Here is a 23,558-nt window from a genome sequence, read left to right on the forward strand (position 1 = left end):
TTTCCTGGTGGCGAGCGCCCATGCATGGGGGCGCCCTGGGTGCGAGGCGGCTCAGCCGATATCGGCGAGGAACGAGCGGGTACGTTGCTGCTGTGGCATGCGGAACACGTTCTGTGGCGTACCCTGCTCGACGATGTTGCCGTCGGCCATGAACACCACGCGGTCGGCGACCTTTTCCGCGAAGCGCATCTCGTGGGTCACCACCATCATGGTCATGCCGCTGCGGGCCAGGCTTTCCATGACCGTCAGCACACCGCCGACCATTTCCGGGTCGAGAGCCGAGGTGGGTTCGTCGAACAGCATCGCGTCTGGCTTCAGCGCCAGCGCGCGGGCGATGGCCACCCGCTGCTTCTGGCCGCCGGAGAGGTTGCCGGGATAGACGTCGCGCTTGTCCAGCACGCCGACTTTGTCCAGCAGTTCCTCGGCTTCGGCACGTACCTGGCGCGGGTCGATTCCCAGCAGCTGGGTCGGCGCGATGGTGATGTTTTCCAGTACCGTGAGGTGAGGGAACAGGTTGAAGTGCTGGAACACCATGCCGACTTTCATGCGCAGGCCGTTGAGGTACTTTTCCTGGGCACGATGGCTGCGCTGGCGGTCGTTGATCAGTTGGCCGCGGAACAGGATTTCGCCACTGGTCGGCTGTTCGAGCATGTTCACGCAGCGCAGCAGGGTGCTCTTGCCTGAGCCGCTGGGGCCGATCAGCACCATCACCTCGCCCTTGCGCACGTCCAGGTCGATGCCCTTGAGCACCTCCAGCGGGCCGTAGTGCTTGTGGATGTCTTTCAGCTGGATCTGTACGTCGGCGCGGTTCATGCCCGTCCTCCCTTGAGCAGAAGCCGCCGCTCGAACAGTTGCAGCAGCAGGCTGGTGATGGTGGTCAGCAGCGCGTAGATCAGTGCGCAGGCGAAGTACAACTCGAATGGCTTGAATGTTGCGCCCACCAGTTGCTGGGTGCGCATGAACAGTTCGGCGAGGGTGATCGTGGAGACCAGCGAGGTGTCCTTGATCAGGATGATCAGGTTGTTGCCCAGTGGCGGCACGATGAGCTTGAAGGCTTGCGGCAGGATGATCAGGCGCATTGTGCGCACGGTACCGAAGCCCAGCGAACGCGAGGCCTCGACCTGCCCGTGGGGGATGGCCTGGATGCCGGCGCGGATGGTCTCGGCGTTGTAGGCGCCGACGTTCAGTGCCAGGCCGATCACGCCTGAGGTGAAGGGCGACAGTTCGAGGCCGAACTGCGGCAGGCCGAAGTAGATGATGAACAACTGGACCAGCAGCGGCGTCGAGCGTATCAGCCAGATGTATCCGCCAGCGATCCAGCGCAGCAGAGGATGCCGTGACAGGCGGGCGAGGGCGGCGAGCAGGCCGATCAGCAGGCCGAAGACGATGGCCAGCAGGGTCAGCTCGACGGTGATGCCGGCTGCCTTGAGCAGCATCGGCAGGTAGTGGAGCACCAGATTGAAATCGAACATTCTTATTCTCGGGTTGGGTCTCTGGAGCCATCCGTGATAAACGAATGGTTGTTCCTACAAATTATTTTAATACCCAGGTGTTCTGGCTTAGCGCCGCTGTACAAGCGGGTTTCAGCCATGCTTGAACACGAAACGAGTCTCGCATTGACAAAAAACAGCGTCAATTTATGATCTTTTTTCATCATTTGACCGACCAAGGCGTTTGCGACCATGCGTACCGAATTCAGCTTGCGCGACCTGGAAATTTTCCATGCCATCGCCACCACCGGCTCGACCCGCCAGGCAGCGGTGCAGCTGGGGCTCACCCAGTCGGCGGTGAGCCACGCGCTGGCACGGTTGGAGGAGGCGCTGAAGATCCGCCTGTTCGCCCGCGAGAACCAGCGCCTGCAGATCACCGCTGCCGGGCGCTACATGCTCAACGAGGCGATCCTGCTGATGGGCAATCTGGCGCGTATCGAAGAGGACCTGTTCGTCTTGCAGGACAGCGGGGTAGCGTCGCTGAAGCTGGGTTGCGCACCCGGCCTCGGACATCGCTTCTGCCCAAGCCTGGTGCAGCGTTATCTGCAGGCCCATCCGGGTATCGCGGTGTCGCTGGACGTGGCGGCCAGCGGCCGGCTGATCGCCGAAGTGGAGGCCGGGCGCCTGGACATGGCACTGGTTTCCTATGAGGTGCACGAGCCCAACCTGCTGTTCGCGCCCATGGTGTCGGCGCGCATGCGCGTGCTGATGCCGGCCGCCAGTGAGCTGGCGAGCAAGACGGAGCTGGCGCTGGCCGACCTCGACGGCCAGACGCTGATCAAGCCGATCCAGTCGGACCACCTGATCTACCGCGACAACAGCTTGCGTCGCCTGTTGCGCCACGAGTTGCAGTCGAGCTTGTCCAGCATGGGCGCGATGATCGAGTTGAGCGGTGGGCTGAGCCTGGTCAACGCCATTACTGCGGCGGACCTGTGCGAGAACCCGAAGCTGGTCAGCCGCCCATTCGCCTTGGAGCAATGGTTCAACTTCTACCTGGTGTACAAGCAGGAGTTGAAGAGCAATCGCCTGGTGGGCGACGTGCGCTTGGCGTTGGGGCAGGTGGTCGAGGCGATGTTGCAGCGTGAGGATTGTGCCGGGGCATTGCGCCTGCCGGCGGCGTGAAGCGGGCGGTTGCGGCCGCCCGCTGCGAGGTCACGCTTCAGCGAATGTCAGTGCCTAGCCATTTCTCGCTGATGCCCTTGTAGGTGCCGTTCTTGTCGATGTCGGAGAGCGCCGCGTTGATCGCGGCCTTGAGCTCGGGGCTGTCCTTGCGCACGGCGATGCCCATCTTCTCCGGGTAGAGCAGGGCGCCAGCCGGGCGCGCGTCCAGATGGCGGTCGCGGATGGTCAGCAGGCCGGCGATCTTGTCGGTGACGAAACCGTCCAGGCGTTTGTTCTGCAGGTCGAGGAAGATGTCCGGCAAGCCCTTGTAGGTCTTCAGGGTGACGTTCGGCTTGTGTTCGCGCAGCCAGCTTTCATACGTCTCGCCCAGGGTGATGCCGATCACCTTGCCGTCCATCTCGTCGATGCTTTGTAGCGGGCTGTCCTTGCGCACGAACAGTTGCGCGCCGGATAGATAGTAGGGCTCGGAGAAGTCCACGGCTTTCATGCGTTCGTCGGTGATTGCCAGGCTGCCGATGATGGCGTCGTACTTGCCGGCCAGCAGGCCACCGATGATGCCATCCCAGGCGGTGGTGACCGGTTTGGCCTGCACCCCGAGGCGCTGGGCGACGCCACCGCCGATGTCGACGTCGAAGCCCTGCAATTTGCCGTCCATGTCGATGAAGCTGAACGGTGGGTATTTGCCGGTGAGGGCGAAGCTCAGTTCGCCTTTCTGCTTGATGCTGTCGAGGTCACTGGCCTGGGCGAGCAGTGGCAGGAGGCAGGTGCTGGCCAGCAGTAGTCGGCTGGCGAGGGCGCGCATTGTTCTTGTCATGGTGCATAGCTCCCGGTGTTGGGTGAGGAAGGCGCCAGGAGTGTTTCAATCGCCTCTTATCGCGTCAATCTATGTTGTTTTTCAATCATATGAATCGTTTTGCTAAGCATGCCGCCGGCGCACCTGGAACCGTGCGCCGAGAGCAAGCCTTGAAAACGCCCTCACGCAAACCAGTTCAACGCCCGAGGTTCGCAGTTGAGGAGCACATGCTTGAGTTCACTGAATTCCTCCAGGCCCGTCGCCGATAGCTCGCGGCCGATGCCACTGGCCTTGAAACCGCCCCAGGGCGCCTGGGGGAATGCCAGGTTGTAGTCGTTCACCCACAGTGTCCCAACCCGTAGCCGCCGGGCCATGCGGTTGGCGCGGCCCAGGTCGCCGGTCCAGACCCCGGCCGCCAGGCCATAGGGCGTATCGTTGGCCAACTGCACGGCATGGGCCTCGTCGGTGAAGCGCTCGACGGTGATCACCGGGCCGAAGATTTCTTCGCGGGCGATGTGCATGTCGGCCTGCACGTCACTGAGCAGGGTAGGGCGCAACCAGAACCCCTTTTGCAGATGCGCATCCGTGGGACGCCGGCCGCCGGCGCGCAGGCGGGCACCTTCGCTTTGCGCCGCCTGGATCAGCGACTGCACGCGATCCCGCTGGGCCGCCGATATCAGAGGGCCCATGCGCGAGCGGCTGTCGAAGCCATCGCCGAGGACAATGGCGTCGATGCGTTCGGCCAGGCGCTCGACGAAACGGTCATGCACGCAGGCCTGCAACAGCAGGCGCGAGCCGGCCGAGCACACTTGCCCGGCGTTGAAGAACACGGCGTTGAGCGCCTGGTCCAGGGCCACGTCGAGGTCGGCATCGGCAAATACGATGTTCGGGTTTTTGCCACCGAGCTCCAGTGCCAAGCGCTTGAAGTTGCCACTGGCGGCCTGCATCACCTTGGCACCGGCTTGGGCGCCACCGGTGAACGACAGCATGTCCACCCGGTCGCTGAGCGCCAGGTGGTGGCCTACGGTGCCGTCGCCGCACACCAGGTTGAACACCCCGGCAGGCAGCGCCAGGGAGGCCAGCAAAGCCGCCAGGTGCAGGGCGCTCAGCGGCGTCAGCTCGCTGGGTTTGAGAATCACCGTGTTGCCCGCGGCCAAGGCGGGCGCGAGTTTCCAGGCGGTTTGCAGCAGCGGGTAGTTCCACGGCACGATCAACGCACAGACCCCTACCGGTTCATGGCGTGTGACGCTGATGACGTGGTCGGGTGCATGCGGGTGAGCGCTATCGGTGCGTGCTTCAAGCAGCCCGGCATAGTAGCGGAAGGTGGACACCACGCAGGCCATATCGGCCTCGCTTTCGCCGAGGGTCTTGCCGGTGTTGAGGGTTTCCAGGCGCGCCAGTTGCGCGGCATCGTTTTCGATGGCTGCGGCGATGCGCAGTAGCCAAGCGCTGCGTTCACTCGGTGGCAGCTGTGGCCACGGGCCATGGTCGAAGGCGTGGCGGGCGGCTTCGATCGCGGCGTCGACATCCTCGGTGCCGGCCTCTGGTGCCAGGGCCAGCAGGGTTTCGTCGGCAGGGTTGATGATTTCCCGATAGCGGCCACTGTGCGGCTCACGCCATTGCCCTGCGATGAAAAGCGATTGATGGGACACGCTGAGTCTCCTGGCTTGCCTAGGTATGGGCCGTACCATAGCCAGGCTTCGGGGGGCGAACTTGACGAAATACGACAGCGCCTGCGCTGCGTGCGTTCGCGACAGGGCAGGTCGCATCGCATCAAGTCAAACGCGTCGCCGTCCCTAGACTCGGAGGGTATGAACGCGTCCCCGAGGGGCGCGCCAGCCACCCGAGGAGCTGCCATGCACAACCCATCCATCGCTGTTCTGGACGCCCATGCCCAAGCCCGCGTCGAGCTCGCCTGCGCATTTCGCTGGACCGCCCGCCTAGGGATGCACGAGGCAATCGCCAACCATTTCAGCCTGGCCGTTTCCGAGGATGGCCGGCGCTTTCTGATCAACCCCTATGGCCGGCATTTTTCCAGGATCCGCGCCAGCGACCTGCTGCTGCTCGATGCCGACGACCCCTCTGCCTTGCAGCGCCCTGGGGCGCCGGACATCACTGCCTGGGCCTTGCATGGCGCCTTGCACCGGCGGCATCCGCACGCGCGCTGCATCTTGCATGTGCACTCGAAGTACGCCACCGCCTTGGCCTGTTTGGCCGACTCGCGCCTGCCACCGATCGAGCAGAATGCCATGCGCTTCTTCGAGCGCGTAGCCATCGACGAGGGCTTCGACGGCATGGGGCTGGGGGATGAGGCCGAGCGAGTGAGTCGCCAGCTGGGCGACAAGCCGATCCTGCTCATGGGCAACCACGGCGTGCTGGTGGCAGCCCCAAGCGTGGCCCAGGCTTTCGACGACCTCTACTACTTCGAACGGGCCTGCGAGCTCTACCTCACCGCGCTTGCCAGCGGCCGCCCGCTGCGTATCGCCAGCGATGCCGTGGCGCGCAAGACAGCCCGGCAATGGCTTGAATATCCGGATTTCGCCGCTCGCCATTTCGCTGCGCTGCAGGAAATGCTCGATGAGCAGGAGCCGGATTACCGCGCCTGAACATGCGCCCATGCCTTGTCACGCCCACCCTGAACCGTTCTGGAGTCGCTCGCATGCCAAAGAAAACACCCGTGTCCGTGCTTGCTGCATCGCTGCTCTTCGCGTCCATCGCCACCGCCCAGGCCGGTGAGCCCGCCGCCTGCCAGACCGTGAACTTCGCGGAGGTCGGCTGGGCTGACATCGCCGCCACCACGGGGCTGGCGACCACCGTCCTGCAAGGCCTGGGCTACAAGACCAAGACGCAGATGCTGTCGATTCCGATGGCGTACCAGGCCATGGAAATGAAGAGCATCGACGTCTACCTCGGCGCTTGGATGCCGTCGATGGCGGCGATCTCCACGCCTTTTCTGGAAAAAGGCAGCGTCGAGCGGGTACGTACCAACCTCACCGGTGCCAAATACACCCTGGCCGTGCCGGACTACGCCTATGAGGCCGGGCTCAAGCGTTTCGAGGACATCGCCCGGTTCAAGGACGAGCTACAAGGGCGCATCTACGGCATCGAGGCAGGCAATGATGGCAACCAAATCATTCAGGGCCTGATCGACAAGGACAGCTATGGCCTCAAGGGTTTCCGCCTGGTCGATTCGAGCGAAGCTGGCATGCTGGTGGAAGTACGCCGGGCGGTGCGCTCGAAAAAGCCGATCGTGTTCCTGGGCTGGGAGCCGCACCCGATGAACACCCAGCTAGCGATGCGCTATCTGAATGGTGGCGATGCCGCGTTCGGCCCGAACTACGGTGCCGCGGTGGTCGACACCCATACCCGCAAAGGTTTCGGCCAGGAATGCCCGAACGTGGGTGCGTTGCTGTCTCGGATGGAGTTTCAGTTGGGGATGGAAAGCCAGATCATGGGGGCCATCCTCAACGACAAACAGAAGCCCGCGCTGGCGTCGCGCGAGTGGCTCAAGCGCAATCCGCAGGTGCTGGAGAATTGGCTGGCGGGGGTGACGACCTTCGATGGCCAGCCCGGGGCGTCGGCGGTGCGCAGTTACCTCGGGCTGTAGCGTATGGCCCTGGGGCGCCTTGCGCCCCAGGGCCGGGCATCAAATCGCCAACGGCTGCCGGTCATGCCCCAACGGCTGGCGCATGACCGGCGCGCTCAAGCTCTGCGAGCGGTCGCTGCTCGGTGCACAGCCGAATTTGGCGCGGTAGGCGCGGGAGAAGTGTTCCAGCGAGCCGAAGCCTGCACTGGCCGCAACCTGGGCCACGCTCATGCGGGTTTGCTGCAGCAGGTTGTGGGCGCGTGCCAGGCGCAGGCTGAGGTAGTACTTCAGCGGCGTCAGGCCCGTGTGTTGCATGAATTGGCGTTCCAATTGGCGCCGCGACAGCGCCACCCGCTCGGCGATGGCCTCGCAGCTCAGCGGCTCTTCCAGGTGCTGCTCCATCAGCTCGATGGCCCGGCCCATCTTGCTGGCCTGGGCATGCAGGCTGCGTCGATAGCCTTCGGCCTGCTGGACCTGCGGCTCGCGCACCTGCTCGATGAGCATGTGCATGGCCACTTCGCGTGCCAGGTTGCCACCGGCCAGCCGCTCCAGCCAGCTGAGCAGCATGTCCAGCACCGCAGTGGCGCCCGCGCAGGTCAGGCGCTTGCGGCCCAGCGAGTAGAGCTGCGCGCAGGCTTGCACCCTGGGGTAGCTTTCCTGGAAACCTTGCAGGTTGTCCCAATGGACGGCGGCCGGGTGGCCGTCGAGCACACCTGCCGCAGCCAGCAGCTCGGTGCCGGTTTCGATGCCGACCATGACCGCGCCGAAAGCCGCCTGGCGCTTGATCCAGGCCTTGAGGGCCGGGTTGCGGGCATGGCGGTGCACATCGAAGCTGGCGATCACCACGCAGGCATCGAATTCGCTGTGCTCGCCGATGCCCGCCTGGGCGCCGGCGAGCAGGCCGTTGCTGGCGGGCACCGGCTGGCCGTCCACCGAAAGCAGGGTCCATTGGAACAGGTTGCACTGGGCCAGCCAGTTGGCGATCGAGAGCGGCTCGATCAGCGAGGCCAGGCCGAAGTTGGAAAACGATGGCAGCAACAGGATGCCGATGCGCAGCGGCGGGCTGGCAGGGCCCTGCCACTGAAGGTCAAGGGTTTCGGATCGCTTCATGATTGCACCAGGCTAGGCAATGGGCGCCGGCTGCATTGGCCGGTGCCTCGTTAACAGGAAAGGCCCGCTGCGCCTATGCAAGCGCAGTGGGCCGGCTTTGGCAAGCACCCTTCAGCGCTGGCATTCATGCCAGCGTGGGTGGACCCACGCCGGTGCATCGCTTGCGGCAAGCATGGTGTGACCACGGATCAGGTCGCTGGCCTTCTCGGCGATCATCACCGTGGGCGCATTGGTGTTGCCGCTGACGATCTGCGGCATGATCGACGCATCGACCACCCGCAGCCCACGCAGGCCGTGCACGCGCAATTGTGGGTCGACCACGGCCTCGGGGTCGCTGGGCGGGCCCATCTTGCAGGTGCCGCTGGCGTGGTAGCCCGTCTCGGTGATGCGCCGCGCCCAGGCGTCGAGCTGCGCATCGCTGACCTGATCGGCACCGGGCACCAGTTCGTCACCGGCGTAGGCACGCATGGCGGGCTGGGCGAGGATCTCGCGTACCAGGCGGGCACCTGCGCGCATGTCGGCGCGGTCGCGCTCGGTGGTGAGGTAGTTGAAGAGGATGCGCGGCGCCTGGTGCGGGTCGGCGCTGACCAGGCTGACGCTGCCCAGGCTAGTGGGGCGCATCAGGTCGATGTGCACCTGGAAGGCGTGTTCGGGCACCAGGTCGACGCTGCCTGGCTGGACCGCCAGCGGCATGAAGGTCAGTTGCAGGTCGGGAAACTCCACCCCGGCCCGCGAGCGGATGAACGCGCCCGCCTCGAAATGGTTACTCGCCGCCAGCCCATCGTGGCTGGCGAACCAGCGCGCGCCGATCAGCCACTTGCCCGGCGCGCGCGTCCAGGGGTAGATCGACACCGGCTGCTTGCAGCGGTATTGCACCACGGTATCGGGATGGTCGTTCAGGCGCTGGCCCACTCCCGGCAGGTCGTGCACCAGCGGGATGCCCAGGCGCTGCAGGTCCTGGGCCGGGCCGACACCAGAAAGCATCAGCAGTTGCGGTGAGTTGATGGCGCCCGCGCTGAGTAGCACCTCCTGGCGCACGCGCACCTGCTGCACCGTCCCGTCCATTTCAAACTCCACCCCATAGGCGTGGGCGCCGTCGAACAGAATCCGCCGGCTCAGCGCCGAGGTGGCGACGGTGACGTTGCCGCCTTTGAGTGCTTCGGCCAGGTAGCCGCGCGCGGTACTCCAGCGCTTGCCGTCGCGGGTGGTGCGGTCGACCGGGCCAAAGCCTTCCTGGCGATGGCCATTGAGGTCGCTGCTCACGCCATAGCCGGCTTGCTGGCCGGCCGCGATGAAGGCCTGGCACAGTGGCGGCGAGGTATCGCCAGGGGTGACGTACAGCGGCCCGGTTGCACCGCGGTAGGCGTTGGCACCGTCGCGATGGTTTTGCGCCCGCATGAAGTAGGGCAGCACTTCGCGGTAGCTCCAGCCTTCGCAGCCTTGCGCGGCCCAGCCGTCGTAGTCGCGGGCATGGCCACGGATGTAGACCATGCCGTTGATCGACGAGGAGCCGCCCAGGGTACGCCCGCGTGGCGTGCCGATGCGCCGGCCGTCCAGGCCCGGCTCCGGTTCGCTGGTGTAGCACCAGTTGAAGCGCGTGCCGCCCACCACGATGCCCACTGCCGAGGGCATGTCGATGGTCCAGCTGGCGTCCGGCGGGCCGGACTCCAGCACCAGGATGCGCAGTGCCGGGTTCTCTCCCAGGCGCTTGGCCAGTACACAGCCGGCCGAGCCGGCACCGATGATCACATAGTCGTATTCATGCCCGAGCATAAAGGCTCTCCCATGCCAGGGGTCAGCGGCCTGCACCGATGCCATCGAACACCAGCTTGTGGAAGTGATGCACCAGGTGCTCGCTTTCGTTGCTGCGCTCGGCGTCGATCATGTAGCGGCCCTGGTCGTAGCCGAGCGAACGCAGGCCTTTCTGCACGCTGATGTTGAGCTCGATGTCCTCGGGGCCGAGGTCTTCGTTCATCCACTTCATGCAGGCATGGGAAACCTCTGGAACCTGCTCGTGCGGGCTGTAATAGCCAAAGCGCAGCAGCGAGCGCTCGGCATCCAGCGGGATCATGATGAAGGTGCCGAGAAACGCCGAGAAGGGGAAGGTATAGAAAGTGTTGTTCGGCCACAGCCCGATGTTGAAGAAGCGCTCGTCCGGGTTGCGTGGCCCGCTCAGTTTGACGCCATAGGCTTCCTCGGCCTGCTGGTTGGCCGGTGCGATGTAGGTCCACCAGTTGTCGCGCTTGGTCAGGCGGTAGCCCTTGAAGTCGATCAGCTTGGCCAGGTCGATATGGCACGGGCCGGACAGTTTGAAATGATAGCCCTCGATGGAGTTGTCCATGATCACCTTCCAGTTGGCCGGCACGATCACATCCTGCTCCTCGATCAGGCGCATCTTGCCAAGGTCGGGGAACACGGCGCGCATCTCTTCGTCGGCACCGGGGAACAGCTCGGCCAGCGCGGGCGCTTCGGCGTCGAAGTTGAAGTAGACGAAGCCGCCGAGCTCTTCGACGCGGACCTTGGGAATGTTGAACTGCTGTTTGTCGAAGGCGATCAGGCGTTCGCTGCGTGGCGCGCTGCGCAGGCTGCCGTCCATTTCGTAGCACCAGGAGTGGTAGGCGCAGCGCAGCACTCGGGTGTCGCTGCCGCGACGTACATCCAGCAGGCGATTGCCACGGTGCTGGCAGACGTTGTGGAAGGCATTGATCTTGCCATCGTTGCCACAGGCCACCACCACGCTCTGGTCGAACATGTCGCAAACCACGAACTGCCCAGGCTCGGCGAACTCGTTGCGATGGCCGGCCAGGTGCCAGGCACTCATGAAGATGCGGTCGCGTTCGGCGGCGAAGATCTGCTCGTCGAAGAAATACCGCGAAGGGAGGGTAAAAGCGAGTTCCGGGCGCTGTTCGGCCCATTCTGCAGTGGAAGTGCTGTGTTTGAACTGCTCGACGGATTGCATGGCTGGTCTCCTCCAGACACTGCCCCTTGGGTTCGGTCAGGGGCTCGCTCGGGAGTTAATCTAGGGGAGGGCGAGGGGCTGCTCTTGATGGAAAGCGACAACATTCGCCGATGTGCGCGGCGCCGAGACCAAGCCGGCGCTGCACAGGCCGCAAGAAGGGTCAATGGGCGTCGGCGGAAGGCTGCGCCGGGGGCTGTACCTTGCGCATCAAGGGCACCAGCAGCGTGGCGGCGGCGAAACACGCCATGATCACCAGGAAGGCGTCGGCGTAGGTTTGGGTTTGTGCTTCGCGCCAGGTCAATGCCCAGAGCTGGCGCAGCGCGGTATGGCTGGCATCCAGGCTGTCCTGGCCGAGGGCTTGGGCGTTGCTGCGCCATTGTTCGAGCCAGCTGTTCATCGTTTCGTTTGCAACGTTCAGGTGCTCGGCCAGGCGCAGGAAATGCAGGTTGGTACGGTCGTTGAGTACCGTGGCGCAGACGGCGATCCCGAGTGCGCCGCCCAGGTTGCGCATCAGGTTGAACAAGCCCGAGGCGAGCTTCAGGCGTGCTGGCGAAAGCGCGCCCAGGGTTAGGGTCACGGTCGGTGGTACGGCCATCTGCTGGGCAAACCCTCGAATGGCTTGAGGCAACAGCAACTCTTTGCCGCCCCAATCATGGGTGATCGATGAAAAATCCCACATCGAAATGCCAAACAGTGCCAAGCCCAGCATCAGAATCCAGCGCAGGTCCACCCGGTTGGCAAGAAAGGCATACACCGGAATCGCCAGCAGTTGAAACACGCCAGTGGAAAACACCGCCAGGCCGATATCCAGCGCGCCATAGCCGCGCACACGGCCGAGGAACAGAGGCGTGAGGTAGATGGTTGCGAAAATGCCGATACCGGTAATGAAGGAAAACAGGCAGCCCAAGGCGAAGTTACGGTCGCGCAGGGCTCGCAAGTCGATGATAGGGTCTTCGATCGTCAGGCTGCGCCAAATGAACAGCACACCGCAGATGCCAGCCAGCCAAGCCGTGGCAGAAATCGTGGTGTCGCTGAACCAGTTCCAGCGCGGCCCTTCTTCCAGGGTGTACTCCAGGCAACCCAGAAACAGCGCCATCAATCCAATGCCCAGGTAATCGGCGCCCTTGAGCAAATTCAGGTTGGGGTGGTCGACCTTGACCAGCAGCGGTACGGCGATGGTGACGAACAGGCCAGGCACCAGGTTGACGTAGAACAGCCAGTGCCAGGACGAAACGTCGGTGATCCAGCCGCCGACCGCAGGGCCCAGCGTGGGGGCGAGCGATGCGATGGCACCGATGACCGAGGCGGCGATCACCCGCTGCTTGCCGGTGAAGTAGATGAACGCGGTGGTGAACACCAGCGGGATCATCGACCCGCCAAGAAAACCCTGCATGGCACGAAAGGCAATCATGCTCTGAATGTTCCAGGCCAATGCGCACAGCAGGCTGGTGAGGGTGAAGCCGGCCGCCGATGCCGCGAAAAGCCATCGTGTGCTCATGACCCGTGACAGCCACCCGGACAGGGGAATCACGATGATCTCGGCAATCAGGTAGGCCGTTTGCACCCAGGCGGTGTCGTCTGCGCCAGCGGAGAGCCCGCCGCCGATGTCCTTGAGCGATGCCGAGACAATCTGAATATCGATCAAGGCGATGAACATCCCCACGCACAGGGTGGCAAAGGCCGTGATTTTTTGTGCGGGGGTGAGGACGGGCAGGGCGCCGTTCATGGTCGGGCTGCCGATGCCAGCTTCGCTTGCGGCAGGGCCTGCGCCCGGGTATCGACTTCGGCGATCACGGATAGGCCGGGGCGCAGGGCGCCAAAGTCGGCGTCGCTGCCCTCCAGGCGAACCCGCACCGGCACGCGCTGCACGATCTTGGTGAAGTTGCCTGTGGCGTTTTCTGGCGGAAGTACGCTGAACTGCGCGCCGGTGGCCGGCGCGATGCTGTCGATGCGGCCATGGAAGGTACGGCCCGGCAAGATATCGGCGGTGACACTGACAGCCTGGCCGACGTGCATGTGCGCGAGCTGGTCTTCCTTGAAGTTGGCGTCCACCCATAAACCGTGGGCGGGCACTACAGCGATCAACTGGCTGCCGGATGCGGCAAAGGCGCCGACCTTGGCTCGGCGGTTGCCCACGTAGCCATCTACCGGCGCGCGTAGTTCGGTGTAGGTGATATTGAGCCGCGCCTGCTCCCTATCCGCCTCGGCCTGAGCCTGCGCGGCCCTTGTCTGCTGGCGTTGCGTATCGATCACCGCCAGTTGCTGACGCGCGGCCAAAAGGCCTGCTTCGGCGTGGATACGGTCGGCTTGCGCGGTTTTCCAGGTGGCTTCGACGCGTTGGGCGCTTTGCACCGATACCGCTTGGCTGCTGACCAGGCTCTGGTAGCGGACCTTGTCGTTCATGGCCCGCTGGGCCTCGGCGTTGCGTGCATCGATCTGGGCTTTGGCCTGGCTGATAACCGCATGTTGCAACTGTTCTACCGCGTCGAGGTTGGCAAGGCGAGCACGTTGCGCGGCGACCGCACCGTCTGCTTTGGCCAGGGCGGCGTTGTAGTCGCGTGCATCGATCCGCGCCAGCAGGTCACCGGCTTTGACGAACTGGTTGTCCACCACCGCGACCTCGGCGATAAAGCCTGGCACCTTGGCGCTGATCACGGTGACGTCCGCGCCCACGTAGGCATCGTCGGTGTCTTCGATAAAGCGGCCATGGCTCCACCAGTGGTTGGCATAACCCGCAGCGCCAGCCACCGTAAGCGTCGCTAGCACCATGCGCAGGAGGGTTTTTCTACCGATGGGTTTCTTTGCGACTACTTCGGTGTCGTCCACCGGGTCGGGGGCCACGCCAACGTGTGCGTTCATGACGGTCAACCCTCTGAAGAGGCCTGTGTGGGGAAGGGGGTTACCAAGGTGTTGCCTTGGCGGTAGGCCTGCCCGGTTTCAGCACGCCAATGGGTCAGCGGGTCGGCATCGGGGGCGATACGCAGCCGGTGCTCGTCCACGGTGATGGGTTTGCCTGTGTTGGCGTCCATGAGCGCCAGGGCGACTGGCTCGCCGGTGCGCTCATCGGCCAGGTAGACCTTGTGCGAACCGTCGGCGTGCTTCGCGCCCCACGCCATCAAGGTCAGGATCACTGGGCGCAGATCGCGCCCGGCCTCGGTGAGCAGGTACTCGAAGCGCGGCGGGTTGTTCTGGTAGGGACGGCGTTCGAGCAGGCCTGCGTTGACCAGATCGGTCAGACGACGGGTAAGCGTATTGGTGGCGATGCCCAGGCTGTGCTGGAACTCATCGAACCGGCGCAAGCCATAGAACGCGTCGCGCAGGACCAACAGGCTCCAGCCATCGCCGATGTGTTCGAGCGCGCGGGCTACTGGGCAGGGCATGGGTTGGAAGCTGGCTTTTTTCATGGCGTGGAACTCGGGGGCATCCTGGGGTGAGTTCACTATCTGCCAGTAACTTTCATTATGCAAGTTACTATTGCCGTGGTGCTGATGCCGCTCGTCGTGCCGGCAGCAGACTCAGGGGCTGGACAATGGCGAAAGGCACGTCGCGGGGTCGGGTCTTTAGTTTTTCGCCTTGTGAACTGCGTCACACGCGCGTCGAGCCTGGCTCCGGCAATCGCATAGTCTGAACAGCGTGGGCTCACTGGAGAGTGAAAAAATGAATGCGAAGGCAATTGCATGGTGTGCAGCCGCTTTTTTGGGCATGGTCAGCGAGGCTCAGGCGGCTACGGCCAGTTCGGGCGTGCTGCGGTTCACTGGCAGTGTCGTCGCGCCGTTGTGCCGGGCATCGACGGGACAGGCGGTTTTGTGGATGGATGACTGCCCGCCACAGGCGCGCGCCAACGCTGTTGACATCCAGCGCGTGGATCGCCAGACAGGGGATGCACAGGTTGTACGGGTTGACGACCGCCGAGGCACGAACCAGCAGTACAGGTTGGTCGATAGCCATGGCCAGGCGCTGACTCAAGGCAGTTATGTGATTACCCTGACGCTACCTTAAGCGCTGGATGGAGCGGGCTGATCGACAGCGGGTTTCAATCCGCCAACCCGGCCTTTTCCAGCACCTTGTCCAGCCAGGACTGATCCACCGCCCCAGTGGCGATTTCAGCCTTTACGCGCGCTTCATGGGCTTCATGAGCGCGGGCCTGGGTCAGCACCTGTTCAGCTACCGCCAGGGGGAAGGCCACGACGCCATCCTCGTCACCGACGATGATGTCACCCGGGTTCACCAGCATGCCGCCAACCGACACCGGCACGTTGATTTCGCCCGGGCCGCTCTTGTAAGGCCCGCAATGCACGACACCCCGTGCGTAACAGGGGCTGGAACGGAACGAATCCACATCGCGAATCGCCCCGTCGACGATGAAACCCACGCAGCCGCGCTGTTCGGCGTAGAGCTTGATGAGCTCGCCAATGACCGCATTGTTGGTGTCGCCTTGGGCGTCGATCACCAGTACGTGGCCAGGTTCCAGCAAGGTCAGGGCCTTGTAGATATAGAGATTGTCGCCGGGCCGGGTCTTGATGGTCAGTGCGGTACCCACCAGTTTGCCCGTTGTGTTGTAGCGGGTCAGGCCCCTGGCGCCGATGTGGCGACCAAGGTTGTCGCTAATGTGCGGGGTGACCACCGAAGCGAACGCTTCGATGAGCGAGGTGGGCGCCAGAGGGGGTGAAGCGAGGATGCGGGACCCGGGTAATGACATGCTCATTCTCCTGTATGAAGGGGTAACCATCGGGGTGTACGGCGATGGTAGGAGAGAAAAGCCTTTGCTTTTAGCGATATTTTTTAATCGGAAAACATCGCCTCAGGTGATGATAAGTCGATTGAAGTTACAGGCTTGCTGGGCGAGGCGGGCCACTTCAACCGTCAGCCCCTGATATCGGTCGGCCCGGTGAACGCATACGTAGTTGATGGTGGGTAGTGGCTGCTGCGTGTGAATCACTTTCAAGCGCCCCTGGGCGATCAGTGTGCCCATGCAAGCGAGTGGCAGGTAGCTGATACCGACACCGGAGATGGTCAGGCCAACTTGTGCCACGAGGTAGTTGCTGGTCAGGGTCTTGCCCAGGCGGATGTCATGTTCGGCCAGCCAGCGCTCGTAGGTTTGGCCAGTCCCGGAACTGCCGCCCTGGGTCAGTACGGTGAAGCTAGACAGCGTGTGCAGGTCGATAGCGCCATCGCCAGGGTACAAGGCGGGCGCGCACATCCAGGCGTTTTCCACGGCCTGCAACGACGTGCTGATGAAGCGCGGATCGTGGAAGATGTCGGGCACCACGATGAGGTCCAGTTCATCGTCTTCCAGCCCCCGCAACAGGTCGGTGCTGAGTTCGATGGAAGGCTCCAGGTCGACCCTTGGGTAGGTCTGATGAATGCGCTCGACCAGTGAGGGCAGCCAGGTGAGCGCGGTGAGTTCCGTTACCCCAAGGCGAAACCGCCTGATCAGCGTTTCCTTCGAGCTGATGCGTTCAAGCATGTCATCACGCTGGCGAAGCATATCCACTGCGCAGCCATGCAGTTCGATGCCCTTCTGGGTAAGCCGGGCACTGCGCTTCGAGCGATCGAAGATCGACACCCCGAAGGCGTCCTCCAGCTCCTGGACCCGTTTGGATATCGCCGACTGCGACATGTTCAGTTTGGCGGCGGCGGCCTCGAAACTGCCAAGCTCGACAATCCAGTAAATGGCTTCGATCTGCTTCAGGGTGATCACGTGGGCTACCTCGGCAGGATTGCTGTATGACGAGTGGGGTGGCAATTGTCCACTAAAAGCGATGATTTGAGTTGAGTTTTTGTCGCTTTTTTTCTTGTATTGCCGTGCCTAGATTACCCTCGAATTACAACAACAAGGGTGTGCAAACTATGTCGACCGCTGAAATGGCCCATGCCAAAGGGCGCAGCAGTTACCGCTGGATCGTTGCCGGGATGATCTTTTCCATTTACACCATTGCAGCGGCGGACAGGGCCAATCTCGGTGTCGCACTACCGTTCATTCGGCAGGAATTCGAGATGAGCAACGCCCAGGCCGGTGGGCTCATGAGCCTGTTCCTGCTGGCCTATGCACTGGCCCAGATTCCTGCCGGGCTGGCGTTCAGCAAGTTCGGTGTCAGCCGTATCCTGCCCGGCGCAATGATCATGACCTCGGTGCTGACCGGCCTGGTCGGTACGGCAGGCTCTCTGCTGGCATTGAAGCTCTATCGCCTGGGGCTTGGCGTGGCGGAAGGTCCTTTGCCGATCAGCATGACGACCACCATCAACAACTGGTTCCCGCCCCGGGAAAAGGGCATCGCGTCCGGAATCTTTCTGTCGGCAGTGAAGTTCGGCCCGGTCATCGTGCCGCCCCTGTGCGCCGTGATCATCTCGGTGTGGGGCTGGCGCGAGGTGTTCTACTTCTTCGCCGTACCGGGGATCCTGCTGTCGATCGCCTGGTACTTCATGGTCGCAGACCACCCCTCCAAGAGCCGCTTCGTCAACCAGGCAGAGTTGGACTACATCAGCGCTCCGGCGGCGGTCGGCGCTAGCCAGGCACAGGCCGGCAGTAATGCCGGGCGCCCCGCAGCCCGTAACTTCGGTCGCTTGGATGCCTTCATTCGGCGCCGCGAAGTTGCGCAGCTTGAAACCCGACGCCAGGTGTTCGGCTCGTGGCAGATCTGGGGCAGCGCGCTGAGCTACTGCTTCCAGCTGGGCGTGTCCAGCGTGCTGCTGGCCTGGATCCCGACCTACCTGATGACCGTCAAGGGCTTCTCTGTGATGAACATGGGGCTGGTCTCGGCGGCGCCTTGGGTCGGCGCCGTGCTGGGCAACCTGCTGGGGGGCTATTGCTCGGACCGTTGGCTGGCTGGGCGCCGCAAGCCCGGGATGCTGCTGTCGGCGCTGGGTACCTCGGTGATGATGTACCTGCTGATCAATTCGCCTGCTGACCCGTTGGCGTATGGGCTGCTGCTGATGGCCACGGGCGTTGTGCTGAGCCTGGGCTTTTCCTCGTATATGGTCTACCCCATGGCATTGGCCAGCAAACAGACGTTCCCGATTGCCAACGCCATCGTCAACATGGTTGGCCAGTTGGGTGCCGCGGCCACGCCATCCCTGACCGGTCTGTTGCTCGACAGCTATGGCTGGAGCTACGTCTTCTCCTACCTGGCGATCGGTTCGTTGGTCAGTTTCGTATTGTTGTTGACCATTATCGAACCGGTCCCCAGAACCGCTAGGTCCTGAGGCTTTTCCCTGCTCATTCCCTCATTTGATTATCGTTCCAAGGAGTTGCTGATGAATACCGAAGACAAACAACTGGTCGCGCTGTTCGAGGGCCTCGACACCCCCAGCGTGTCCGATGCCATGGACAAGCTGGGCCTGGCGGGGCAGTGCTTAGGCGTGATGCCGCTGGCCGACTACAAACAAGTCGTGATCGGCCCTGCATTCACCGTCCGCTATGTGTCCGCCAGCGTACCGCCCGGTACCGTGGGTGATTTCATCGAGGAGGTGGGCGAAGGCGATGTGGTAGTGATCGACAATGATGGGCGCACCGATTGCACCGTTTGGGGCGACATCATGACCCAGTATGCCGGCTCGCGAAAAATCGCCGCCACGGTGATCGACGGCGTCTGCCGCGATGTCAACAAGGCGCTGGGTGACGGCTACCCGCTGTTCACCAAGGGCCGTTTCATGCGCACCGGCAAGGATCGGGTCGAGGTCGGGGCGGTCAACGAGCCGGTGTCCATCGGCCAGGCGCGGGTCTGCGCTCGGGATATCGTGGTGGCTGACGCCAATGGTGTAGTGGTGGTACCACGCGGGCGCGCCCGTGACGTCGCTCAGCTTGCCCGGCAGATTGAAGCCGTGGAGGCCGATATCCGCGCCGCCATCAGCCAGGGCAAAACCCTGAAGCAGGCCCGTGAGGAGCTCGGTTACCACACCCTGCAGCGCAAAGGGTAAAGGCGCCATGCCCTGCCTCCGGCATGCCCGCTTCGCTCGAAGCGGGCATGCCGGTTTGGCCGCGACCGAAGGCATCGTCTCTGGGTCACCCGCATACCTGAAATGCCGGGATTGAATAGCAGCGCTTCACCCATCCCCGTAAACTTGCGCAGTCGCGCGATGCGGCGCCCCCTCGAAACACGTTTGGCGACGGTGAGTACCGGCGTCGATGTCCTGCGTACCTGAAGGCCTTTTGTGAACGCTGCTCTACGTCTCCCCGGACCCATCGGCATCTTTTGCCTGGGGGTACTCCAGATCATGGTCTGGGGTGGGTCATTCTTTCTACTGGCGGTCATGGGCGAGCCCATCCTGCGCGAGACCGGCTGGGATGGCCATTGGGTCTATGGCGCGCTGTCGCTGGGCTTGATGGTGTCCGCACTGCTGGCGCCGCTGTCGAGCCGTTTGGTCGCACGCTTCGGTGGGCGCCGGCAGCTGGCCGCGAGTGGGGTCGTGGTGGGGGCAGGGCTGCTGATCGTTGCCAATGCCCACAGCCTGCAAGTGTTCCTGCTGGCCTGGGTCATCATTGGCGCCGGCATGGCCTTCGGACTTTACGAAGCCCTGTTTGCCACCCTCGGCGCGTTGTATGGCGAACGGGCGGGCAGGGCGATCACCGGCATTACCTTGATCTCTGGTTTTGCCACCACCACCACCTGGCCGTTGGTGGCGTTCGCCATCGAGCAGTTCGGCTGGCGAGCCACCTGCACCGCTTATGCATTGCTGCTGATCGTCGTGGTCGCGCCGTTGTACCTGTGGGTATTGCCGGCGGGTCAGCACGGATCCACGAACAAGCCTGTGGTGGCGGCCACCGATGTCAGTGTCGACCGACGTTTGTACCTGTCGCTGGTGTGGATCTTCGCAATCGGCGCGATCATCATGACCGCGGTTTCAGTGCAGCTGGTGGCAGTGCTGCAGGGTTTGGGCCACAGCCTGGCCACGGCGATCGCCCTGAGTGCGCTATTGGGGCCCAGCCAGGTGGCCTCGCGCGTGTTGCAGATTCTCGCCCGCAAGCGACACCCGATCTGGACTGCGCTGGTGTCATCAGTGCTGGTGGCCGCAGGCGTGGCCCTGGTTGCCTTGGCACCTGGCGCGACGGCACTGGGGCTGTTGCTCTACGGCTGCGGTAATGGCCTGCGGGCCATTGTCCGGGGTTTGCTGCCCCTGGCGCTGATGCCGCCGACACAGTACGTGGCACTGATGGGCAAGATGTCGCGGCCTTCGTTGATCGGTCAGGCGCTGACGCCACTGGTCGGCGGGTACCTGCTCCAGCACTTTGGTGCCATGGGGGTGCTGGCAACCCTCTCTGCCTTGGCGTTCGTCAACGTCGTGCTGGTACTGCTGGTCGTTCGATCACTGCCGGGTCGGCCTGCGTGAGTCCGTACAATCGAGGAGTCAATTGCAATGTCACAGCTGGACCGTGAAGAACTGCTGATCGATGGCCCGGTGGGCAAGCTCCACCTGTTGCTCGATCATCCATCGATCCCGCCGAAGGGGGTGGCGATCGTCAGCCACCCGCAACCGCTGCTGGGCGGCAGCCCCCGGCACATCGTGCCAGTGACCCTTGCCCGGCAGTTGTGTGCCAGCGGCTGGCTGGTGGTGCGACCGAGTTTTCGTGGGGTGGGGTTGAGCGAAGGCGCCCATGATGGCGGCATCGGCGAGACGCAGGACAGCCAGGTGGTGCTCAGGCACATGGCCGGAATCATGCCAGGGCTGCCCATCGCCTTGATCGGTTTCTCCTACGGCGCCCATGTGTTCGCCAGGCTGGCCTGCGCAGCGGCAGGAGAGTTCGATGCCTTGGCCCTGTTGGGGCTGCCAGTCGGTGATGTTCCGGGGGGCCGCTCTTACCCGGCCCAGGACCTGCCCGACGACTGCCTGCTGATGCACGGCGAGCGCGACCAAATGGCTCCGTTGGGCAACTTGCTGGGCTGGGCGGCAGGTGAGCAGCGCAGCGTATCGGTGTACGCCGGCGCCGACCACTTTTTCAAAGGTTGCCTGGGGCGGGTCGCAGAAGAAGTCTGCCGCTATCTGGAGCACAAACGGCCCGAGCGCCCGGCCTAGAAGCCCATGCCTGCCAGGCAGGCAGCGCCGCCAACGCGGAAGCATTCACGGCAGCCTGCCAGGCGGGAATCGCTCGGGCTGCAGCACGCTGTCGCATACCCGCAGGATGTGCTGCTCGATCCAGGTTTCATCGAAGCCCGCGCTACCGCCCCGCAGGCTGTTGGCACTCTCGATGATCGCCAAGATCGCAACAGTGGCTCGAGCGGGGTCGCTCACCTGGTAGCGACCCGTTGCACACCCCTGTTCGATGATCAGTCGCAAGGGGCGGGCCAGTTGTCCCAGCGCCCGCTCCAGCCAGAGTTTATGGTTATCGTCGAGGTGCCTGACCTCGTGACGAAGGATCATCTCCTCCTGGGGAAAGGCAACTTGTCGTGCCAGCGCGAAGCGCACATGGCCCTGCAAATCCAACGGGTGGCAGCCGCCTTCCCAGGCCTGCTTGCGGCGTTCAACGATGTCGAGCACCACGTTGAGCAACAGATCCTGCTTGCAATCGATGTGATGGTAGAGGCTGCCGGGGAGAATGCCGGCACGCTGGGCCAGCTTCCTCATGGTCATGGCGGTATAGCCAATCTCGACCATCAGTTCGGTTGCAGCCAAGGTCAGGGGGGAGGGGCAGGCACGGGCGGCTTCAAGCATAGGCCGGCAGCCTCGAAAGCGCGCGCAGCACCCGGTACAGCAGGCGTTTGCAATGGCGTCGGGGCCGGTGTTTGCCAGTCGTCAGACCCATTGGATACCTCTCTGAATAGGTGCCCCCGGTACCGCTTACCGCTGCGCGTCAGAACAGAGGTGGTGTGCGATGCCGGGAGCGATAAAGGGAGCGTCACCCCGCTTGGAGCAGCATGGCCCGGGCACGCAGGATCACCGGCGCGTCGACCATCTGGCCATCCAGGGTGAACACGCCAGTACCCATTTCGGCTTGTTCAACCACTCGATGTGCCCAGTCCAGCTCGGCAGCGGAAGGCTTGAGTGCAGCGTGAATCACGTTGACCTGGCCAGGGTGGATGCACAGGGCGCCGGCAAAGCCCATGTCGCGGGCGAAGCGCACTTGGCGCTGCAGGCCGTCAGTGTCCTGAATGGCCGGGAACACGCCGTCCAGTGGTGCGGCCAGCCCGGCGACGCGGCTGTGCAGCAACACCGCGTAACGGGCGTGCCCCAACACCTGTTCGGCGGCCGCGCTGCCCGTGGCAAGGCTCAGGTCCAAACCCAAGTCCAGGCTGCCGAAGGACAGCCGCTCGACGCCAGCCGCTGCGGCCAGCGAGGGCAGGGCGGCCAGGCCCTTGGCACTTTCGATGATTGGCCACACCGCCCTGCCGGTGGCATGGGCACGTTCGATCTGGGCGACGGTTTCGGCCTTGGGCAGCAAGATGCCGAGAACCCCTGCATGGCGCTGGCACACCGCCAGGTCTGCCTCATGGGCCCAGTGCCCGGGCGCGTTGACGCGCACTAGCACCTGGGCCTGGGGCTGATCGCGGAGAAACCGCTCAAGGTTGTCGCGCGCCTGTTCCTTGAGCGCCTCTTCAACGGCATCCTCAAGGTCGACGATGACCCGGTCGGCGCCACTGCCCAAGGCCTTGGGGATGCGCTCTGGACGGGTAGCCGGCACAAACAGCGCGCTACGTACGACTTCTGCGCTCATGGGCGTGCCCCCTGGGCGAATTCGATTTCACCTACCTGCGCCTGGCCTGCCTGATTACCCGCCCAGACCTGCGCCTTGCCATCGCCGATCAACCGCCCACCGACCTCAAAGAGATCCGGGCAAATCAGCGGGCGCACACCGCGGTAGCTGAAGCGGCGTACGCTGAGCTGTGGGTTGGCTCGCACGAAGGCACGCAGGTTCAACGTGGCGATCAGCGGGCCGTGCACCACCAGCCCCGGATAACCTTCGGTTTCGGTGACGTATGGCCAGTCGTAATGGATGCGATGGCCGTTGAAGGTTACCGCCGAGTAGCGAAACAGCAGCGTCGGGTCTGGCTGCACGCTTTCACTCCAGTCGCCGTGGGGCAACGGTTCGGTGCCGCCAAGCTTGGGCGGCGAGGGTTCGCGGTAGACGATGTCTTGCTCTTCGACCAGTACCCGTTGCCCATCCTGCACATATTCATGCTGCACGGTGACGAACAGCAGAGAGCCGGTACGCCCGTGCTTTTCCTCGACATTGAGGATGATCGAGCGGCGCGATACCTGGGCATCGACCCGCAGGGGGCGGATGAACTCCAGGCGGCCCCCGGCCCACATGCGGTTGCGGTTGTCCGCCGGGGGCAGAAACCCGCCCCGCGCCGGATGGCCGTCGCCCCCCAGGCCGGCCGCTTCGACAGGTTCCTGGAAAAACGCCCAGTGCCAGAGTGCGGGCAAGTCATCGCCAGGGGCGGGGGCCGGCTCGCTCAAGGTGGCGGCAATACGCTTGGCCAGGTTATGGCTGATGCAGTCGTGGACGGTCTCGCTGCGGCCGATCCACGTTTGGGGTGCAGGTGTGCTCATTATTCTTATCCT

The 23,558-nt window shown here is 63.7% G+C and carries 23 protein-coding genes; 8 read left to right on the forward strand and 15 right to left on the reverse strand.

Annotated features, from left to right (window positions below; translation table 11 throughout):
• Positions 1-51: 51 nt before the first annotated feature.
• Together ACNFBR_RS16735 and ACNFBR_RS16740 are read right to left on the reverse strand one after the other, a co-directional pair.
• The gene (locus ACNFBR_RS16735) at positions 52-813 is read right to left on the reverse strand and encodes an amino acid ABC transporter ATP-binding protein (RefSeq protein ID WP_416735948.1); all 762 of its coding nucleotides are present in this window, start codon (positions 811-813) and stop codon (positions 52-54) included.
• A complete protein-coding gene (locus ACNFBR_RS16740) occupies positions 810-1,472 on the reverse strand; it encodes an amino acid ABC transporter permease (protein ID WP_416735949.1) in 663 nt (220 codons plus the stop codon). The genes ACNFBR_RS16735 and ACNFBR_RS16740 overlap by 4 nt, the downstream gene beginning before the upstream one ends.
• 210 nt (positions 1,473-1,682) lie before the next feature.
• Between ACNFBR_RS16740 and ACNFBR_RS16745 the strand changes: the two genes are divergently transcribed.
• Positions 1,683-2,612 carry a LysR family transcriptional regulator gene (locus ACNFBR_RS16745; protein WP_416735950.1) on the forward strand — a complete coding sequence of 310 codons (930 nt, stop codon included), beginning with the start codon at positions 1,683-1,685 and terminating at the stop codon, positions 2,610-2,612.
• A gap of 37 nt (positions 2,613-2,649) precedes the next feature.
• On the opposite strand, the gene ACNFBR_RS16750 is transcribed toward ACNFBR_RS16745, so the two are convergent.
• Both ACNFBR_RS16750 and ACNFBR_RS16755 read right to left on the reverse strand, forming a co-directional pair.
• On the reverse strand, positions 2,650-3,426 hold the full coding sequence (locus ACNFBR_RS16750) for an ABC transporter substrate-binding protein (protein ID WP_416735951.1): 777 nt from the start codon (positions 3,424-3,426) through the stop codon (positions 2,650-2,652).
• Positions 3,427-3,587: 161 nt separating this feature from the next.
• Positions 3,588-5,057 (reverse strand): aldehyde dehydrogenase family protein, encoded by a 1,470-nt coding sequence (locus ACNFBR_RS16755; protein WP_416735952.1) that lies wholly within the window; start codon positions 5,055-5,057, stop codon positions 3,588-3,590.
• A 204-nt stretch (positions 5,058-5,261) separates the two neighbouring features.
• Here ACNFBR_RS16755 and ACNFBR_RS16760 point away from each other — a divergent pair, with 204 nt between their 5' ends.
• Together ACNFBR_RS16760 and ACNFBR_RS16765 are read left to right on the forward strand one after the other, a co-directional pair.
• On the forward strand, positions 5,262-6,011 hold the full coding sequence (locus ACNFBR_RS16760; protein ID WP_416735953.1) for a class II aldolase and adducin N-terminal domain-containing protein: 750 nt from the start codon (positions 5,262-5,264) through the stop codon (positions 6,009-6,011).
• A 53-nt stretch (positions 6,012-6,064) separates the two neighbouring features.
• Positions 6,065-7,012, forward strand: a complete 948-nt coding sequence (locus tag ACNFBR_RS16765; protein WP_416735954.1) for a choline ABC transporter substrate-binding protein — start codon at positions 6,065-6,067, stop codon at positions 7,010-7,012.
• Between the two features lie 39 nt (positions 7,013-7,051).
• Here ACNFBR_RS16765 and ACNFBR_RS16770 read toward each other — a convergent pair whose 3' ends face one another.
• The 6 genes from ACNFBR_RS16770 to ACNFBR_RS16795 form a co-directional block, all read right to left on the reverse strand.
• Positions 7,052-8,101: a GlxA family transcriptional regulator gene (locus ACNFBR_RS16770; RefSeq protein ID WP_416735955.1), complete on the reverse strand. Its 1,050-nt coding sequence runs from the start codon at positions 8,099-8,101 to the stop codon at positions 7,052-7,054.
• 111 nt (positions 8,102-8,212) lie between these two features.
• Positions 8,213-9,874: a choline dehydrogenase gene (locus tag ACNFBR_RS16775; RefSeq protein ID WP_416735956.1), complete on the reverse strand. Its 1,662-nt coding sequence runs from the start codon at positions 9,872-9,874 to the stop codon at positions 8,213-8,215.
• Positions 9,875-9,896: 22 nt separating this feature from the next.
• Positions 9,897-11,060: an aromatic ring-hydroxylating oxygenase subunit alpha gene (locus tag ACNFBR_RS16780; protein WP_416735957.1), complete on the reverse strand. Its 1,164-nt coding sequence runs from the start codon at positions 11,058-11,060 to the stop codon at positions 9,897-9,899.
• 160 nt (positions 11,061-11,220) lie between these two features.
• Positions 11,221-12,786: a DHA2 family efflux MFS transporter permease subunit gene (locus ACNFBR_RS16785; RefSeq protein ID WP_416735958.1), complete on the reverse strand. Its 1,566-nt coding sequence runs from the start codon at positions 12,784-12,786 to the stop codon at positions 11,221-11,223.
• A complete protein-coding gene (locus ACNFBR_RS16790; protein ID WP_416735959.1) occupies positions 12,783-13,919 on the reverse strand; it encodes an HlyD family secretion protein in 1,137 nt (378 codons plus the stop codon). Before ACNFBR_RS16790 ends, ACNFBR_RS16785 begins: the two co-directional genes overlap by 4 nt.
• Before the next feature lie 5 nt (positions 13,920-13,924).
• On the reverse strand, positions 13,925-14,464 hold the full coding sequence (locus ACNFBR_RS16795; protein ID WP_416735960.1) for a winged helix-turn-helix transcriptional regulator: 540 nt from the start codon (positions 14,462-14,464) through the stop codon (positions 13,925-13,927).
• A 253-nt stretch (positions 14,465-14,717) separates the two neighbouring features.
• On the opposite strand from ACNFBR_RS16795, the gene ACNFBR_RS16800 reads away from it, so the two are divergent.
• Positions 14,718-15,059 (forward strand): hypothetical protein, encoded by a 342-nt coding sequence (locus tag ACNFBR_RS16800; protein ID WP_416735961.1) that lies wholly within the window; start codon positions 14,718-14,720, stop codon positions 15,057-15,059.
• A 34-nt stretch (positions 15,060-15,093) separates the two neighbouring features.
• Here ACNFBR_RS16800 and ACNFBR_RS16805 read toward each other — a convergent pair whose 3' ends face one another.
• Entirely contained in the window at positions 15,094-15,759 is a 666-nt protein-coding gene (locus tag ACNFBR_RS16805) for an RraA family protein (protein WP_416735962.1), read from the reverse strand.
• 102 nt (positions 15,760-15,861) lie between these two features.
• Complete coding sequence (locus ACNFBR_RS16810; RefSeq protein WP_416735963.1) at positions 15,862-16,761, reverse strand: LysR family transcriptional regulator; 900 nt, start codon at positions 16,759-16,761, stop codon at positions 15,862-15,864.
• A gap of 149 nt (positions 16,762-16,910) precedes the next feature.
• On the opposite strand from ACNFBR_RS16810, the gene ACNFBR_RS16815 reads away from it, so the two are divergent.
• The 4 genes from ACNFBR_RS16815 (at position 16,911) to ACNFBR_RS16830 (ending at position 21,071) form a co-directional block, all read left to right on the forward strand.
• Positions 16,911-18,263, forward strand: coding sequence for an MFS transporter (locus tag ACNFBR_RS16815; protein WP_416735964.1), 1,353 nt, complete (start codon positions 16,911-16,913; stop codon positions 18,261-18,263).
• Positions 18,264-18,314: 51 nt separating this feature from the next.
• On the forward strand, positions 18,315-18,977 hold the full coding sequence (locus ACNFBR_RS16820) for an RraA family protein (protein ID WP_416735965.1): 663 nt from the start codon (positions 18,315-18,317) through the stop codon (positions 18,975-18,977).
• A 234-nt stretch (positions 18,978-19,211) separates the two neighbouring features.
• Positions 19,212-20,387, forward strand: a complete 1,176-nt coding sequence (locus ACNFBR_RS16825) for an MFS transporter (RefSeq protein ID WP_416735966.1) — start codon at positions 19,212-19,214, stop codon at positions 20,385-20,387.
• Between the two features lie 27 nt (positions 20,388-20,414).
• Positions 20,415-21,071, forward strand: a complete 657-nt coding sequence (locus ACNFBR_RS16830; protein WP_416735967.1) for an alpha/beta hydrolase — start codon at positions 20,415-20,417, stop codon at positions 21,069-21,071.
• A gap of 45 nt (positions 21,072-21,116) precedes the next feature.
• On the opposite strand, the gene ACNFBR_RS16835 is transcribed toward ACNFBR_RS16830, so the two are convergent.
• The 3 genes from ACNFBR_RS16835 to ACNFBR_RS16845 form a co-directional block, all read right to left on the reverse strand.
• Positions 21,117-21,707 (reverse strand): TetR/AcrR family transcriptional regulator, encoded by a 591-nt coding sequence (locus tag ACNFBR_RS16835; RefSeq protein WP_416735968.1) that lies wholly within the window; start codon positions 21,705-21,707, stop codon positions 21,117-21,119.
• 184 nt (positions 21,708-21,891) lie between these two features.
• Positions 21,892-22,707: an HpcH/HpaI aldolase/citrate lyase family protein gene (locus ACNFBR_RS16840; RefSeq protein WP_416735969.1), complete on the reverse strand. Its 816-nt coding sequence runs from the start codon at positions 22,705-22,707 to the stop codon at positions 21,892-21,894.
• Positions 22,704-23,546, reverse strand: coding sequence for an FAS1-like dehydratase domain-containing protein (locus ACNFBR_RS16845; RefSeq protein WP_416735970.1), 843 nt, complete (start codon positions 23,544-23,546; stop codon positions 22,704-22,706). The genes ACNFBR_RS16840 and ACNFBR_RS16845 overlap by 4 nt, the downstream gene beginning before the upstream one ends.
• Positions 23,547-23,558 lie beyond the last annotated feature (12 nt).

The organism is Pseudomonas sp. NY11955, from assembly GCF_048068035.1.
Classification (GTDB): domain Bacteria; phylum Pseudomonadota; class Gammaproteobacteria; order Pseudomonadales; family Pseudomonadaceae; genus Aquipseudomonas.

Coding starts and splice junctions, on each gene's coding strand:
- ACNFBR_RS16745 (WP_416735950.1), top strand. CDS start 1,683: ATGCGTACCGAATTCAGCTTGCGCGACCTGGAAATTTTCCATGCCATC.
- ACNFBR_RS16760 (WP_416735953.1), top strand. CDS start 5,262: ATGCACAACCCATCCATCGCTGTTCTGGACGCCCATGCCCAAGCCCGC.
- ACNFBR_RS16790 (WP_416735959.1), bottom strand. CDS start 13,919: ATGAACGCACACGTTGGCGTGGCCCCCGACCCGGTGGACGACACCGAA.
- ACNFBR_RS16805 (WP_416735962.1), bottom strand. CDS start 15,759: ATGTCATTACCCGGGTCCCGCATCCTCGCTTCACCCCCTCTGGCGCCC.
- ACNFBR_RS16770 (WP_416735955.1), bottom strand. CDS start 8,101: ATGAAGCGATCCGAAACCCTTGACCTTCAGTGGCAGGGCCCTGCCAGC.
- ACNFBR_RS16785 (WP_416735958.1), bottom strand. CDS start 12,786: ATGAACGGCGCCCTGCCCGTCCTCACCCCCGCACAAAAAATCACGGCC.
- ACNFBR_RS16820 (WP_416735965.1), top strand. CDS start 18,315: ATGAATACCGAAGACAAACAACTGGTCGCGCTGTTCGAGGGCCTCGAC.
- ACNFBR_RS16765 (WP_416735954.1), top strand. CDS start 6,065: ATGCCAAAGAAAACACCCGTGTCCGTGCTTGCTGCATCGCTGCTCTTC.
- ACNFBR_RS16740 (WP_416735949.1), bottom strand. CDS start 1,472: ATGTTCGATTTCAATCTGGTGCTCCACTACCTGCCGATGCTGCTCAAG.
- ACNFBR_RS16835 (WP_416735968.1), bottom strand. CDS start 21,707: ATGCTTGAAGCCGCCCGTGCCTGCCCCTCCCCCCTGACCTTGGCTGCA.
- ACNFBR_RS16750 (WP_416735951.1), bottom strand. CDS start 3,426: ATGACAAGAACAATGCGCGCCCTCGCCAGCCGACTACTGCTGGCCAGC.
- ACNFBR_RS16780 (WP_416735957.1), bottom strand. CDS start 11,060: ATGCAATCCGTCGAGCAGTTCAAACACAGCACTTCCACTGCAGAATGG.
- ACNFBR_RS16775 (WP_416735956.1), bottom strand. CDS start 9,874: ATGCTCGGGCATGAATACGACTATGTGATCATCGGTGCCGGCTCGGCC.
- ACNFBR_RS16735 (WP_416735948.1), bottom strand. CDS start 813: ATGAACCGCGCCGACGTACAGATCCAGCTGAAAGACATCCACAAGCAC.
- ACNFBR_RS16840 (WP_416735969.1), bottom strand. CDS start 22,707: ATGAGCGCAGAAGTCGTACGTAGCGCGCTGTTTGTGCCGGCTACCCGT.
- ACNFBR_RS16830 (WP_416735967.1), top strand. CDS start 20,415: ATGTCACAGCTGGACCGTGAAGAACTGCTGATCGATGGCCCGGTGGGC.
- ACNFBR_RS16800 (WP_416735961.1), top strand. CDS start 14,718: ATGAATGCGAAGGCAATTGCATGGTGTGCAGCCGCTTTTTTGGGCATG.
- ACNFBR_RS16815 (WP_416735964.1), top strand. CDS start 16,911: ATGTCGACCGCTGAAATGGCCCATGCCAAAGGGCGCAGCAGTTACCGC.
- ACNFBR_RS16795 (WP_416735960.1), bottom strand. CDS start 14,464: ATGAAAAAAGCCAGCTTCCAACCCATGCCCTGCCCAGTAGCCCGCGCG.
- ACNFBR_RS16845 (WP_416735970.1), bottom strand. CDS start 23,546: ATGAGCACACCTGCACCCCAAACGTGGATCGGCCGCAGCGAGACCGTC.